A 14,667-nucleotide genomic window follows, 5' to 3' on the forward strand; every position below is an offset into this window, starting at 1 on the left:
TCCACGACGCCCCGCACCGCATGCGCCTGATGCAGGAGAACATGCCGGCCATGGTCATGGGCGCCCGCGCCTTCGTCAACGGCGTCGACCAGGGCAAGCACGCCGTGCTGTGCCGTGCGCTGCTGCACCACGGTGGTGACCCGCCGGGCCGGAATCCACGACCTGGGGGGTCGGCATTGGATTTCGGCCACGGCTGGAAGAGAGGCGTTGCCTTACCGGCACGGCAGATGCCCGAATGCGGTTTCCGCCAGTCTGCTTCCCGCCCGGATTGCATAATCCAACAGGCATGTGCCGCAGCGGTGGAAGGAGGCCGACAGTACTGGTCAACGCGGTCTTGCCGGGCTGGCCGTCTGCGCCGCGGGGCGTGACACTCGGCGAATCCCGGTTGGAAATTTACATGATTCCTAAAACACCCATGGCGGGCCAAAACAGATCACCGGTCGAGAATATGGTGCCGCGGGGGTGTGTGTCTGGACGCCCGGTTGCTGGGCACGGTTCCCGCCAGGCCGTCCAGGTGTCGTTGACACGGCTGGGAGGGTCGCGGACACTCGCAGTCAGTTGGATCTATTCCGGTATCCCATCGAATTCAGGAGAGGAACTCGGGCCATCTGAGGTGACGTCGGTATTCACGCTGCCCGCGCCTTGAGTATCGTTCCGCCTCACGGTGCTCGTCTCATTGATTGCCGGATGAGCCACTCGCGCGGCTGGAGAAGAAAAGCGATGAATGCAGACATTGCATGTCCACCGGATCGATTCCGGCCGCATCGTCGATCGCACGGCGTGACCGCACTACCGTAGGCGCAACATCTCGATAGGAGTAGCCCCCACAATGCTCCCCACGCACGACAGTTCCGCTCTGTCATCCGCTCCGAGGTCGAGCGCCGCGCGCAGGTCCACCACGAGAACGAAATTCAGGACCCGGTCGGCCTTCCGCCGGCCCGCCTGATGCCGTGACCGGATGAGGGTCGCGGCGAGGAAGGCAGCCGAGCGCCCGTTGTGGCGGGTGACCGCGCCGGCCGCTGCTCGCGCTTGCCGGAGGAGCCTCCGACGATGGTGCGCTGGTCGTAGCCGCCGCGGTCGAGGGCCTGCGGTCCGTCGGCGCGACCGCCGGGTTGCTCGCGGGGGCTTTCCCGTCGGACACTGTGCCGCTCCAGGCGACCGTCGGGGCCGGCGCGTGTTCCCGCTGCGGACCGCTTCCGGCGTGGCCCGGGGTGACCGGCCGGGAAGCGGAACCATGACCGCCACTTCGCGAACCTCGGCTGCGTGACCGCCCCGGTCCCCGGTGGGGACGTCAGGGGAAGGTGTCGCCCGCTCGGGCGGGACGTGCCACGACGTCCACGTGTGGTGGTCGCACGCGTCCCGGCCGACTCACCTGTCCGTGATCACGGCGCCGACCTCCGCTTCGGGGGCCGGCCGGCAATGAGCGCCCGATCCTCACCCACCGGGCGTCGCTCGACGACATGCATCAACCAACGATCGGATCACTCGAAGCACACGGCCCAGCCGGGCTGTACGAAACGGACGGGTGCCATGAATTTTGATCAGGACGGCTGCAAAGTGGCACAGCAGGTTGACTGGGTGCCCAGCTCGATCCAAGTCAGGATCCTGGAGGGTGTTGCGGCAGGCTTCTCCAGTGGGAGGCTTTCCAGGGAGCTGTATCTCAGCTCGAAGACCATCGACTACCACGTCCGCGTCATGTCCGACAAGCTTCAGGCGCCGAATCGCGTCGCGCTGGTTTCGCGGGCCTTCGTTCTCCAGATCCTGCGAACGGACGTGTGGCCGCCGCGTACCGCCCGCGAAACCGTGGATTAGTCCCGGAGCTGGTCCGCGGCCCGAGCGCCGTGGATTTGGGGTTTCTCCTAAACCGGAGGAAGCGCACGCCGCAGCGTTGACACGACCAGGGCCGCCCTCCAGGATTGAAATCCAATGGGTGTCACTCGATTTCGATGCCACTCATAATTCCGGGTCATGAGAGCGGCTTCATGGGTCGCCTGTTGTCTCAGTGTCGGGTGGCTCTCGCGCACGCGAAAGGTGTCGGCGCAGTTTATGAAACCGGAAACCGGTCCGGTGCTCCCTGCCGATCCGGTTGTCTTCGCCGAAACAGGGCGAGCGCAACGCCCGATACAGGCCGTCCGTCAGCCCTCGAAGCGAACCGTTCGTCAATGCCGTCAGAATCCGAGCTCTGGAGGAGTGACCCGTGTCGAATCTGGATCAGCTTTCAAGTTCACCTCAAACAGTGCCGGACCCTCAGGACGAGGTGAGGCTGGTAGGCCAGTACTACGATGACAAAACGGCCAGGCTCGTCCGCAAATACGGTCCCGGGCCGAGGATTCACTACCATGTGGGTCACTACGCCTCCACCGAGCCGCCGCTGCGTGCCGACAATGCGGCACCGGATGCCATTCGCGGCAGCATACGGCGCCACCAAGAGGACCTGCTGCGGTACGCGGCGAAGATCTGGGACGCCGAACAGCGGTTGTCGGGCCGGGTTCTGGACGTCGGCTGCGGTCTGGGCGGGGGCTCGCTCTTCTGGGCACAGGAATACGGTGCCGACGTCACGGCGGTCACCAACGCGCCGGAACACGCGCCGGTGGTCGAGGGCTTCGCGCGGGAATGCGGTGTGGACGGAAGGGTCCGGGCGCTGGTCAGCGACGCGAAGCAACTGCCCTTGGACGACCGACCCTATGACGCGGCGGTAGCGATTGAGAGCAGTGGATACTTCGACCGTCCTCGGTGGTTCGAGCGGCTGGCACGTGTGCTTCGTCCGGGCGCGAGTGTGTGCGTCGAGGAAGTATTCATCACACGTCCCCATGGGGCAGATGTGTGGGCCGAATACTTCTACACGAAACCAGCCACGGTGCTCGACTATGTGAAGGCCGCGGAGGCCGCCGGCTTCGAATTGGCCGACGACGTCGACGCCACGTCGGAAACCGCGCCGTTCTGGGAGGAGAGTGCCGCCTGGACCAAGGCGATGCTGGAAACCGACGGAAGTCTCTCTCCGGCGGATCGCAGGCAGTTGCGGATATCTCTGCTGGCGAACCAGGCGCTCGGTGCGGAATGGCAGGCCGGGGGCGTGCGGCTGGGCTTCCTGCGCTTCGAGCTGAAGTAAGGCAAGCAAGAAAAGGCGGACGCCGGGCTGGGGCTGCTCAGCCCGGCGCGCCGGGTTCCGTCCGCGCTCGGCTCCCGGCGCGACCACGCGCGGGCTCACCACCGCCAGGGACTACCGCCGCCGGCTCACCGTCCCCTTCACGACCATACGGAGTCCTTCATGACGATCGAGCAGTCTCCCGCTCACAGCGAAGTCCTCAACGTGTACGACGGCTTCGGCCGGATCTACGGTTCCGCGTGGGGCCCCAACATCCACTACGGCTACTGGGAGAACGACGCCGACGACAGTTCCGTGGAGAAGGCCACGGACCGCCTGACCGATCTGATGATCTCAGGTCTTGCGGCGCGGCCCGGCCAACGGGTTCTGGACATCGGCTGCGGCATCGGCTACCCCGCACAGCGCCTCGTCCGCACCTGCGACGTGGACGTGGTGGGCATCACCATAAGCCGGATCCAGGTGTCGGACGCCACGAAGCTCGCGGCCGAGGCAGGGCTCGCCGACCGGGCGACGTTCCAGTACGGCGACGCGATGGACATGCCCTTCCCCGACGGCTCGTTCGACGCGGCCTGGGCCTTCGAGTCGATGTGGCACATGCCCGACCGCGGCCAGGTGCTCTCCGAGGCCGCCCGCGTCCTGCGCCCCGGCGGCCGCCTCGCCGTCGCCGACGTCATCCAGCGCGACCCCGTCACCCCCGAGGGACGCGAGGTCCTGGACCACGTCGTCGAGCACTACGGCGTGCGCTCCCTGGGCACGGTGGACGAGTACCGGACGGCACTGGCCGACAACGGGTTCGTCGACGTGCAGATCACCGACATCACCGACAACGTCATCCGCACCCTCGGCCTCATGGCCGACGCCGTGGAGACCGTCCGGGACGAGCTGGCCGAACTGGTGGGCGAGGAACAGGCCGCGTCACTCCTCGATTTCATGCGCAAGTTCGGGTCCGTCCCGGAGAGCGGCTACCTCTTCCTTACCGCGGTCCGCGGCTGACAGCGGAGCGCCGTCCCCGGGTCTCCCAAGTCAGGGGAGGCCCGGGGACGGCGGCTTCCTGATCGGACGAGCCTCTACGAACCGGTCCGCGGTCGACTTGCGGTCGGTACAAGCCGGTACAACGCGAGGACCGCCGACGGACCGCGAGTCTCACCCCTGCCGCACCCGGAGCTCGGTCAATGCCCGAAGCGGGAACACCGGCCGGTGCCGTGGCAGTGGCCCGGGCGCCAGGGTCAGCCCCGGCATCCTGGTGGCGAGCACTCGTATCGCGCTCTCCAGTTCCGCGCGGGCGAACCCGGCACCGAGGCAGAAATGGATGCCGTGCCCGAACGCGAGGTGCGAGGCGGACCCGCTTCCCGGACTGAACGCGGCCGGGCACGCGGACGAGTGACCGCCCCGGCCGGCCGCTCCGTACAGCAGAAGCAGCCGGCTTCCCGCGGGCAGGTGGACGTCCCCGACCACGACGTCGTTCACCGCGGTCCGGTACATGCCCGCCAGCGGACTGTCGAACCGCAGTCCCTCCTCGACGAGTTCCCGCACGCCTGTCGATCCGTCGACCACCCCGGCCCAGCCGCCGGGCGCCCGGAACTGCTGGAAGAAGATGGTGCCCAGTGCCTCGGCACAGGTCATGTGCCCCGCGAAGATCAGTGTGGGGATCATGACGGAAGCCTCGTCGGCGGTGAGCGTGCGGCCGCCCTTGCCCTCGTGGAGCAGTTCACTGATCAGGTCGTCCTGCGGCGAGGTGAGCCGTTCCTGCACGAGTGACCGGGCGAAGGCACCGAACTCCATCAGCCCGTGGGCGAACTCACGCAACCGATCGAGATCGGTGTGGCCCCGCACCATCATGAGTTCGATGCGCTGTTCGGACCACGTGCGGCAGCGTTCGAGGTACTCGTTCGGGATGCCCAGGCGTCGGCCGATCACCTCGAGGGAGTACGGAACGGCGAACTCCGTGATGAAGTCGAACTCCTCCGCGTCCGCGATCCGCTCGACGAGATCGGTGGCGATCGCCTGCATCGCGGGTTCGAACGCTCTGACCCTGGCCGGCGTGAACCCGACGTTGAGCACTTCCCTGATCCTGGTGTGCTCGGGAGGGTCGAGCGAGCCGACGGCGAGCGCGTCGGCACCGCGCCACGTGCGCAGCATCCGGCTCACGTCCTCGGGCAGCGCGACCGCGGGCCGGGGATTGTGGTCCCGGGCCGAGAAGTTCCGGTCGTCGCGCAGCACGGCGATCATGTCGTCGCGCCGGGTGACGCACCACGCGCCGAGCAAAGGGGCGAAGAACACCGGTTCCGTCTCTCCGACGGCGGCCAGGAACGCGTACGGATCGTCGCGATGCGCGCCATACGGATCGAACGACCTGTCCTCGTGCAATTGCGTGGAATCCACAGACATGGCCATTCCGCCTCTCAAGCTATCTGTGCGCCGACACCGGCAGTGAGCAGTGGCATGGTGCGGTGTTACTCGGCCCCGATGTGCCGAGGAAAGACCCGCCGAGCACGTCCGACCCGCGTGCGTCCGCTCCCCTGGTGAGGCGTGGTGCGGAGAGAAGGCACACTCACTCCGGTCGCAGGAAACCGGGTATTTCCCGGGAAGGCGTGTGCGGCGTCGGACGCCGGCTCAACAGCCGTACTCGGAGTACGGCCTACGGTGCAACCTGGCGGCCACCAATCCGAAGAGTAGTCCAAATCCTGGCCCGTGTCGGATCCTTTGGGGTTTTTCCTAAACCCGGAGACGCCTGCGCCGCGTCGTTGACACGCCCAGGAGCGCCCACCAGGATGGCAGTATCGACGACAACGGAAATGCTGGCGGGCGGCGCCGAGTTCAGTGTGCGGCGGCAGTCGGGAGGTCACCGCACGGCGAAGCGGTGCCGGGGTCGGGGAGATAGGCAGGAAACATATCCGGCGCAGCAATTCCCAGTGTTTCCAGTGGTTTCAGTGACGCAATGCGTGAATCCGGTGCCGCTGCTCCCGGCCAGTAAAAGAAAGGCAGCTCCCGTACGTCGCGACCGACTTCGACGCGGTGGTCCGAACCTCGATTCCGGCGGAGGCCGTCAGTGAGTACCCCTGTTCAATTGCCTTTCGAGCAGCCGGAGGCGCTGCACCTCGCGCCAGAGCTGCGCACGCTTCAGTCCCGGGGCGCGGTCCACCGGGTCCGCACGGCCGAGGGCGACGAGGCGTGGCTGGTCACCGGGCACGCCTGGGTGCGGAAACTGCTCGACGACGACCGCCTCAGCCGTTCGAACCCCGATCCGCAGGCGGCGGCGAACGGCGGCGGCTCCGCGATCCTCGCCGGCCTGCTGGGGGACTTCGCCACCGACCACGCCCGGTTGCGGGCGCTGCTGGAACCGCACTTCTCGCCCGAGCGGATGCTGGCGCTGCGGCCCTACGTCGAAGAGGTGACCGGGCGGCTCCTGGACGACGTGGCCGACCGGAAGCCCCCGGTGGACCTGCGCGAGGCATTGGCGCTGTCGCTGCCCATCCAGGTGATGTGCGAGTGGCTGGGAGTGCCCCACGGGGACAAGGACCGGTTCGGCGGCTGGACCCAGGATGCCGCCAGTGTCGGGGACCCGGCCAGGTCGAGGCAGGGGCTGGGCGAGCTGTTCGCCTACTGCAAGCAACTCGTCGCCGGCAAACGGCGGAATCCCGGCGATGACGCGATCTCCCGGATCTGCGCGACCGGAGGAATCAGCGACAACGAGGTCGTCGGACTGACGGCGTTGCTGCTGTTTGGCGGCTACGAGACCACGGTGGCCCGGATCGGCACCTGTGTGTCGTTGTTGCTGGCCGATTCCGAGCAGTGGCAGGCGCTGCTGCGCGACCCGGGTCTCGTCCCGGGCGCGGTGGAGGAAACCCTGCGGATGTCGATGCCGAATCCGCACAACGGCGGCATGCCCCGTTACGCGGTGACGGACTTCGAGATCGAGGGGGTCGCCATCCGGACCGGCGACTTCGTGCTGCTGAACATCATCGCGGCCAACCACGACGAGGCGGCCTTCGCCGGCCCCGACCGCGTCGATGTCACGCGCGACACCGAAGCCAGCCTCGTGTTCGGGCACGGCGCGCACCACTGCGTCGGCGCGGACCTGGCCCGGATGCAGTTGCAGGTGGTGCTCACGCAACTGATCGCACGCTTCCCGACCCTGCGTCTGGCCGTCGGTGCGGACGCGCTGAGGCTGCGCCGCGACACGTTGATCGGCGGGCTGGTCCAGCTCCCGGTGACCTGGTGAGGGGATCCTGATGCTGCACGAGATATCCACGGGTGTGGTCACGAAGAGTCCCACCCCGGTCCGCGCCTACCTCCTGCTGATGCGGCTCGACAGGCCCACGGGGTACGTGCTTTACCTGCTCCCGGGACTGTGGGCCGTCGCCCTCGCATCCGGGCGCGGGCCGAGCCCGTCGACGGTGGTGCTCCTCGCCGTCGCCGCGGTGCTGGTGCGCGGCGCTGCATGCGCGGTCAACGATGTGATCGACAAGGACGTCGACGCCCGGGTCGCCCGCACCGTGTCCCGTCCAGTCGCGTCGGGGGCCGTCAGCGTCAGGAACGGGCTCCTGTTCGCCGCCGCACAGGCCGGGGTCGCCCTGCTGGTCCTGGCGCTCGTGAACGTGGAGACGTCCCTGGTCGCCGCGGCGTCGTACCCGCTGATCGTCGCGTACCCCTACATGAAGCGCATCTTCTTCTGGCCCACCGCGTTCCTGGCGCTGGTGATGAGCGTCTACGCGCTGATCGGCTGGACGGCGGCGACCGGAAGCGCCGACTTCCCGCTCACGGCCTTCGGCCTGTACGCCGGCGGAGCCTTCTGGACTCTCATCCACGACGCGATCTACTCCCACCAGGACAAGGAGTACGACCGCCAGATCGGTGTCAAGTCCTCGGCGCTGTTGTTCGGCGGGGCCACCAAGGCGTGGCTGGCGCTCTTCGGTGTGCTCAGCGTCGGCAGCGTGCTGTGGGCCGGTTCCCAGGCGTCGGTGGGGTGGGCGTTCTACCTGATCCTCGCGCTTGCGGGCGGCTACTTGTCCTACCTGATCGTGCGGGTGGACCTGGACGACCCGAAAGCGTGCTGGGACGCCTTCGTCTCCAACACCTACTTCGGCTGGCTCATTCTCGCGGCCGCGGTCGCCGGACAGTTCACGTGAAGGGCGGGCCACCCATGGCGGATTCGATGTGGCAGGGCGGTGGCGTCGACCTGGACGCCTACCTGGAGCGCGTGGGCCACCGGGGCGACGTGGCCGCGGACCTCCCCACACTGCGCGGGCTGCACGCCGCCCACGTCGACGCGATCGCCTTCGACAACCTCGACGCGCTGCTGGGACGCGAGGCGGTACCGCTCGACCTGGACAGCGTCCAGGAGAAGATCGTGCGACAGGGGCGCGGCGGCTGGTGTCTGGAGCAGGTCGTGCTGATGGCGGCGGTGCTCGACCGCATCGGATTCACGTTCACGGCGTTCGCCGGCCGGACGCGCATCCGCACCGGGAGCAGGTTCGGGCCCGCCCTGCACGTGGCCCTGTGCGTGGAGCTGGACGGCGAACACTGGCTCCACGACGTGAGTTTCGGTGCCTACGGACCGCACGAGCCGGTCCGGCTCGCGGAGCACGCGCGGCTGGACGACGACTGGTCGTTCGATCTCGTACGAGAGCAGACCGGTGAGTACGTGCTGCGGTTCCTGCGGCCGGAGGGACCGGTCGAGCTGTACGGATTCACCACGGACGTGCGCCATCCCTCGGACTTCGAGATCCTCAACCACTTCTGCCTCACACATCCGCGCTCACCGTTCAACCACCAGATGGTCCTCCAGCGCACGCAGCCCGGGGTGAGGCACATCCTCGCGGGCAGCACCCTCACGGAGATACGGCCCGCGAGACCGGCCACCTCGCGGGAACTCGACAAGGACGAACTCCTGACCGCCCCCGCGGACATCTTCGGGATCGCCCTTGCACCGGGCGACGTCCAGGCACTCCGGACAGTCCTGGACGGTCCGTGACGCACCGCCAGCCCGGCGCCGCAGAGGCCCCCTCCGTTCCGGACAGGGCCCTTGGGCTCCAGCCGGAACCGGACGAGACGGAATTCCCCAGGCCCAAGGCCGGCGCCCCGCGCGCCGGACGGCTCCGCCCCGGACCGAGGTCATCATGAACGGCACACCCGACGGAACGGATCCCGGCGCCTCCACCGTGGCGCAACGGTTGCGGTCGCTCCCCGAGCACGACCCGCACGACGCGGTGGAGAACGCCGTCCTCAGCAGGCTCGCGGGCAACTGGCACCGGCGTGCCACCGTCAAGCGGGAAGAGCCGGACCTGGACGACGTCTTCGAACTGGACCGGCCGGACTTCCCCGAAGCTCTGCTGCCCTTCCGCGAGCATCCCACTTACCTCGCGCTCGACGACGGGACGAAGGCCCGGATTCTCGCGTGGGGCTGGGTCTCGTTCAACAAGAACATCATGGACATCGAGCAGCACGTGGTGAATCCGGGCTTCGCCCTGGTCACGCAGGACGTCTTCGACACGGGCGTCGACGGCGAGTCCACGGCGCTCGCGGTCACGCAGGCCATGGTCGACGAGCAGTACCACACGCTGATGCACCTCAACGCGAGCGCCGTGACGCGCCGCAAGCGCGGCTGGCGGATGCCGGAGACGGCGCTGCCCCTTGCGTACAAGGCGCGCAGGCAGGCACAGCGGCTCGCCGCGGCCGCGACGGACGACGAGCGTGCCCTGGTGTCGCTGGCCTTCACGACGGTCGCGGAGATCTCGGTCAACGCCCATCTGGACCTCGTCGCCGAGAACCACGACATCCAGCCCGTCAACCGCATGACGGCAGTTCTGCACAACCGCGACGAGTACTGCCACGCCTCGATCGCGGACACCCTCGCCCAGGAGGCGTGGAAGCACTTCAGCCCCGGGCAGCGCGGCTACTTCCTCGCCGCGCTGGCCGACGGGATGGAGGCGTTCGCCGCCCACGACTTCACGACCTGGGCCCGAATCCTGGAGCTGCTCGGCGTGGAGGGCGGCCAGGAGATGCTGCGGGACATCGCCGGCGCCTCCGGCGGCAAGCGGCTCCTCCAGGATTTCAGCGGGCTGCGGCGCCTGTGCCGGGAACTGGACGTCCTGGACTCCCTCCCCTTCGACTGGTCAACGGTGTCGACCGAAGCCCCCTGACGGCTCCCCACACTAGGTGCTGACCCATGCGTGTCCTGCTCATCGACAACTACGACTCCTACACCTACAACCTGTACCAATTACTCGCGAAGGTGTACGGCGTCGCCCCCGTCGTCGTACACAACGACGTCGGGGACTGGGACCGGTACGACCCACGCAGCTTCGACGCCGCGGTCATCTCTCCCGGCCCCGGCCACCCGGCGCTCGCCCGCGACTTCGGACGCTCCCGCGACGTCCTCGAGCACTCGGGGCTGCCGGTCCTGGGGGTGTGCCTGGGACACGAGGGCCTGGGTCTGCTGGCGGGCGCCCGGGTCGCGCCCGCACCGGAGCCCCGGCACGGCCACCTGTCCACGATCCGGCACAGCGGCACGGGCCTCTTCACCGGTGTCCCGCAGGACTTCACCGCCGTGCGCTACCACTCGCTGAGCGTCGCCGAACCCCTGCCCGCGCACCTGGAGGTCACCGCGCGCGCCGAGGACGGCGTGGTCATGGGCCTGGCCCACCGCGAACGGCCGTGGTGGGGCGTGCAGTTCCACCCGGAGTCGATCTGCACGGAGCACGGCGCCCGTCTCGCGGCCAACTTCCGGGACCTTGCACTGGCGGGGCGCGACCTCCGCAAGGACGCGTACGAGGGCCGGGCCGGCGCGGCGCCCGTACCGGTCGCGGCACCGGACGGGCCGTTGCCGCGGCTGCGCGCGGAATACGAGGTGCTGGACCGCGCCGTGGACGCGGAGGCCGCGTACCTGGCGCTGCACGGGGCGAGTACCCGCTCCTTCTGGCTCGACAGCTCGCACGTGGAACCCGGCCTGGCCCGCTTCTCGTTCCTCGGCGCCGCCGAGGAGCCGGGCGCGGAGATGCTGACCTACCGCGTCGGGGACGGGCACACCGTCGTGGACCACCCCGACGGTGCCTCGCGCCGGGAGGGCGGCAGTATCTTCGACGCGCTCGACCGCCGCACCCGCCGTGTGGTCGAGCGGGCCGGGGAACTGCCCTTCGACTTCACCGGCGGTTACGTCGGCTACTTCGGCTACGAGTTGAAGGCCGACCTCGGCGGGCGGCGCGTCCACCAGTCGACCACGCCGGACGCCGTGTGGCTGCAGGCGGACCGCTTCATCGCCGTGGACCATGCCGAGAACCGCACGTACGTCGTCGCCGTCTGCGAGCAGCAGGACGCCGACGCCGCGCAGAAGTGGATCAGAACGGTCGTCCCCGTGCTGACCGAACTTCCCACCGCACAGGCGGAGGCCGCCGACCCGCCGCTCCCCGAGCAGCACGACGCGGCGGCGTGGCTGGCCCGCCCGCGCGCGCGGTACCTGGCGGACATCCAGGAGTGCGACCGCAAGCTGCGCGAGGGCGTGAGCTACGAGATCTGCCTCACCACGAACCTGCACCTGCCCGCACCGGCCGACGACCTCGCCTACTACCGGCGCCTGCGGCGGCTCAACCCCGCCCCCTACGCGGCGCTGCTGCGCCTCGGCGACCTCGCGGTGTTCAGTTCCTCGCCGGAGCGGTTCCTCAAGGTGGACGCCGCCCGTACCGCGGAGGCCAAGCCGATCAAGGGCACGGCGCCCCGGCACCCGGACGCGGAGACCGACGACGCCACACGACGCGCGCTGCGGACGGACCCCAAGACGCGCGCCGAGAACCTGATGATCGTGGACCTGCTCCGCAACGACCTCGGGCAGATCTGCGAGATAGGCACCGTCACCGTCCCCTCGCTCATGGCGGTGGAGTCCTACGCCACCGTGCACCAGCTCGTCTCCACCGTCACCGGCACCCTGCGCGAGGGCAGTACCGCCGTGGACGCGGTACGGGCCTGCTTCCCGGGCGGATCCATGACGGGGGCGCCGAAACTGCGCACCATGGAGATCATCGACGACCTGGAGGGCGAGGCCCGGGGCGTCTACTCGGGCGCCATCGGCTTCGTCGGCTACACGGGCACGGCGGACCTGAGCATCACCATCCGCACCGCGGTCCGCCACGACGGCGAACTGACCATCGGCGCGGGCGGCGCCATCGTCCTCGACTCCGACCCGGAGGCCGAGTACGAGGAGATGCTCCTCAAGGCCCGGACCACCCTGCGCGCACTACCGAAGGAGACGTACGCCCACCGAGGGGCCGGCGGGCGGTAACGTGCACCGGCCCGCGCGCGGGCTCCCCGGTCGAGGACACGCGGGCTCCGGGGCCGGCGGGCGATCGGCGGCGCGGCGGGGACACCCGCGTGGTGTTGTTCACCGGGGCGGCCCTGACATCCTGAGTGCCATGGCAACACTCAACGGGAAGCCCGTCACGACCGAAGACCTGCTGGCCCTGGCCCTGGTCGGGGTGGGGCACTTCACGTCCATGCGCGTCGACGACGGGCGGATCCGCGGCCTGCCCCTGCACATGGAACGCCTGACGAAGGACTGCAAGGCCGTGTGGGGCGCCGACCTGGACACCGCACGCGTCCGCGCCTACGTTCGCCAGGCCCTGGACGGCCACACACAGCCCTGCGTCGTCCGCGTGACCGTCTACGACCCCCGGGTCGACCTGGGCCGCCCCGCCGACGCCGCGGACCCCGGCGTTCTGGTGACCGTGCGCAGTGCCGGCACGATGCCCCCTGCTCCCCTGCGGGCCATGAGCGTGCCCTACGAACGAGACCTCCCCGAGGTCAAGCACGCCGGCCTCTTCGGCGCCCTCCACACCCGCCGCGCCGCCCAGCTCGCCGGATTCGACGATGCCCTGTTCATCGGGCGTGACGGGCTGGTGAGCGAAGGCGGAACGTGGAACGTCGGGTTCATCGACCAGAACGGCACCGTGGTGTGGCCGCAGGCCCCCGTGCTGCCCGGGGTCACCGCGGCGCTCCTCCAGCAGCGCGCCGAACACCGGATCACAGCCGTCACCCTGGAGCGGGCAAAGGGCATGGCAGCCGCCTTCGCGACCAACACGAGCATCGGCGTACGCGCCCTCGCCGCCATCGACGACACCCGACTGCCCACCGAGCACCCCGTGCTGAACCACCTTCGGGACACCTATCTCGCCATCCCGGGGGAGAGGCCGTGAGGCGGGGCCGGGCCGTGGAGACCAAGCGGACCGGCTGCAAGGGCGGCAAGTAACCCGCCGGCCCGGTCGGCGTCGACCCACGCCAGGTCACCAGAGGGGGAGGGCCGCGGGCCGACGCCGCCCCTCAGCCTCCCCGGCGAAGCGGCCCCGGACGAGACCGGAGGCTGAAGAGGCATCCGGACGCGTGGCATCCGGATCATGGCGTGCGCGGTACTGCCGACGATCCGGTCGGCCGCGGACCTCGGTTCCGCACCATGCGGGCAGTGGAACGGCCGTGAGCGAAGGCGGGTGCGTCACCAGCCTGCCCGGCGGTAAGCACGAAGGCCAGCGGCCGGCAGTGGGCGTCGGAGGCCAGGTGGATCTTCGTGGTCAGCCCGCCGCGGGGTCTGCCGATGGCGTGGGCCGCAGGTTCACCGGTCGGAGCCCCTTTTTGCGGGCTCCGGCCGCGTGCTGGTGTACACGCACGACGGTCGAGTCGACCGAGACGACCCAGTCGAGTTCTTCCTCGGCGTCGGCCTGCGCGATGAGCGCGGTGAACACCCGCTCCCAGGTGCTGTCGACGGCCCACATCTGCAACCGGTTGTAGACGCCTCGCCAGTTGCCGGGCTTCTCGGGAAGGTGGCCCCACTGCGATCCGGTCTGAAACTTCCAGGCGATCGCATCGATCACCTCACGATGATCCCGCCACCGGCCGCCCCGTCGCGGCGTCCGATCCGGGAGTAACGGCTCGATCCGCGCCCACTGCGCGTCAGTCAACGGCACGGCCAGATCAACGAGTCGACGACCGGGATGAAACGCCCGTACCACCTCGCCCCATATGAACTACTGCCCTGTCGCCCCAGGTCGGTAGTTTGGATTTGCCTGGTAGCCGCCCGAGAGCCTCCCGCGAGCGTCGACTTGCCAAGCCGCGATGATGGCCTCAGGAGGCACAGCCCCGTTCGGATCATCGACCATGTTCCCGTCGATCTCGTAGACCCAGCCCCCTGGATTTGCCTTGGCCTCGGCAACCAGCTCGGGCGGAGGCACCCGCTGCCTACTGCGCTTCCTTCGGAAGATTCCCACGTCTCACGCCTCCCCAGTCCTGAGGGGTGATGTTACGCAGCGCTGGATAATCCAAACGAAGTGCCCTAACTAGCGAGTCAGCGTCTCGAAGCCGACATCGTCGCAGTACTGCACAACGCGCCTCTCCGCCCCGGAGTCACTGTTGTTCATCGCTGCCACCGTCGCCTCTGCCAAGGTGCGGCCTCCGCCAACGGTCTCATCCCGGAGCGGTCGCATCGCGAGGAAGGCGTCCTGCGCGACGGCCCCGACCTCGTCGTACCCTGACGACTCCGGCGTGCCCGTGCCCGCCGCGTTCCGCGCCTTCTGCCACGCCCC

At 69.0% G+C, this 14,667-nt stretch carries 12 protein-coding genes; 9 read left to right on the forward strand and 3 right to left on the reverse strand.

Annotated features, from left to right (window positions below):
• Nucleotides 1-1,530: 1,530 nt before the first annotated feature.
• The 3 genes from IG94_RS0137020 to IG94_RS0137030 all read left to right on the forward strand — a co-directional run bounded on the left by IG94_RS0137020 (nucleotide 1,531) and on the right by IG94_RS0137030 (nucleotide 4,099).
• The gene (locus tag IG94_RS0137020) at nucleotides 1,531-1,812 is read left to right on the forward strand and encodes a LuxR C-terminal-related transcriptional regulator (RefSeq protein ID WP_052411051.1); all 282 of its coding nucleotides are present in this window, start codon (nucleotides 1,531-1,533) and stop codon (nucleotides 1,810-1,812) included.
• Between the two features lie 385 nt (nucleotides 1,813-2,197).
• A complete protein-coding gene (locus IG94_RS0137025; protein ID WP_052411052.1) occupies nucleotides 2,198-3,109 on the forward strand; it encodes a methyltransferase domain-containing protein in 912 nt (303 codons plus the stop codon).
• Nucleotides 3,110-3,268: 159 nt separating this feature from the next.
• Nucleotides 3,269-4,099, forward strand: a complete 831-nt coding sequence (locus tag IG94_RS0137030) for a methyltransferase domain-containing protein (protein WP_031048150.1) — start codon at nucleotides 3,269-3,271, stop codon at nucleotides 4,097-4,099.
• A 150-nt stretch (nucleotides 4,100-4,249) separates the two neighbouring features.
• Here the strand turns inward: IG94_RS0137030 and IG94_RS0137035 are convergent, their stop codons facing one another.
• Complete coding sequence (locus IG94_RS0137035) at nucleotides 4,250-5,494, reverse strand: cytochrome P450 (RefSeq protein ID WP_224219528.1); 1,245 nt, start codon at nucleotides 5,492-5,494, stop codon at nucleotides 4,250-4,252.
• A gap of 679 nt (nucleotides 5,495-6,173) precedes the next feature.
• Here IG94_RS0137035 and IG94_RS0137040 point away from each other — a divergent pair.
• The 6 genes from IG94_RS0137040 to IG94_RS0137065 all read left to right on the forward strand — a co-directional run bounded on the left by IG94_RS0137040 (nucleotide 6,174) and on the right by IG94_RS0137065 (nucleotide 13,290).
• Complete coding sequence (locus IG94_RS0137040) at nucleotides 6,174-7,328, forward strand: cytochrome P450 (protein ID WP_224219527.1); 1,155 nt, start codon at nucleotides 6,174-6,176, stop codon at nucleotides 7,326-7,328.
• A gap of 10 nt (nucleotides 7,329-7,338) precedes the next feature.
• Nucleotides 7,339-8,235, forward strand: coding sequence for a UbiA family prenyltransferase (locus tag IG94_RS0137045; protein ID WP_031048158.1), 897 nt, complete (start codon nucleotides 7,339-7,341; stop codon nucleotides 8,233-8,235).
• A gap of 14 nt (nucleotides 8,236-8,249) precedes the next feature.
• On the forward strand, nucleotides 8,250-9,080 hold the full coding sequence (locus IG94_RS0137050; protein WP_031048161.1) for an arylamine N-acetyltransferase family protein: 831 nt from the start codon (nucleotides 8,250-8,252) through the stop codon (nucleotides 9,078-9,080).
• Nucleotides 9,081-9,225: 145 nt separating this feature from the next.
• Nucleotides 9,226-10,248, forward strand: a complete 1,023-nt coding sequence (locus IG94_RS0137055) for a diiron oxygenase (protein ID WP_052411053.1) — start codon at nucleotides 9,226-9,228, stop codon at nucleotides 10,246-10,248.
• A gap of 26 nt (nucleotides 10,249-10,274) precedes the next feature.
• On the forward strand, nucleotides 10,275-12,380 hold the full coding sequence (gene pabB / locus IG94_RS0137060; RefSeq protein WP_052411054.1) for an aminodeoxychorismate synthase component I: 2,106 nt from the start codon (nucleotides 10,275-10,277) through the stop codon (nucleotides 12,378-12,380).
• Between the two features lie 130 nt (nucleotides 12,381-12,510).
• Nucleotides 12,511-13,290, forward strand: coding sequence for an aminotransferase class IV family protein (locus IG94_RS0137065; protein ID WP_031048168.1), 780 nt, complete (start codon nucleotides 12,511-12,513; stop codon nucleotides 13,288-13,290).
• A gap of 369 nt (nucleotides 13,291-13,659) precedes the next feature.
• Here IG94_RS0137065 and IG94_RS0137070 read toward each other — a convergent pair whose 3' ends face one another.
• Both IG94_RS0137070 and IG94_RS0137075 read right to left on the reverse strand, forming a co-directional pair.
• Nucleotides 13,660-14,097: an IS5 family transposase gene (locus tag IG94_RS0137070; protein WP_308010594.1), complete on the reverse strand. Its 438-nt coding sequence runs from the start codon at nucleotides 14,095-14,097 to the stop codon at nucleotides 13,660-13,662.
• Between the two features lie 324 nt (nucleotides 14,098-14,421).
• Nucleotides 14,422-14,667: hypothetical protein (locus IG94_RS0137075; protein WP_031048176.1), on the reverse strand; the 246-nt coding region annotated here is incomplete at its 5' end.

It is taken from the genome of Streptomyces olivaceus, assembly GCF_000721235.1.
In the GTDB taxonomy this organism is placed as follows: domain Bacteria; phylum Actinomycetota; class Actinomycetes; order Streptomycetales; family Streptomycetaceae; genus Streptomyces; species Streptomyces olivaceus.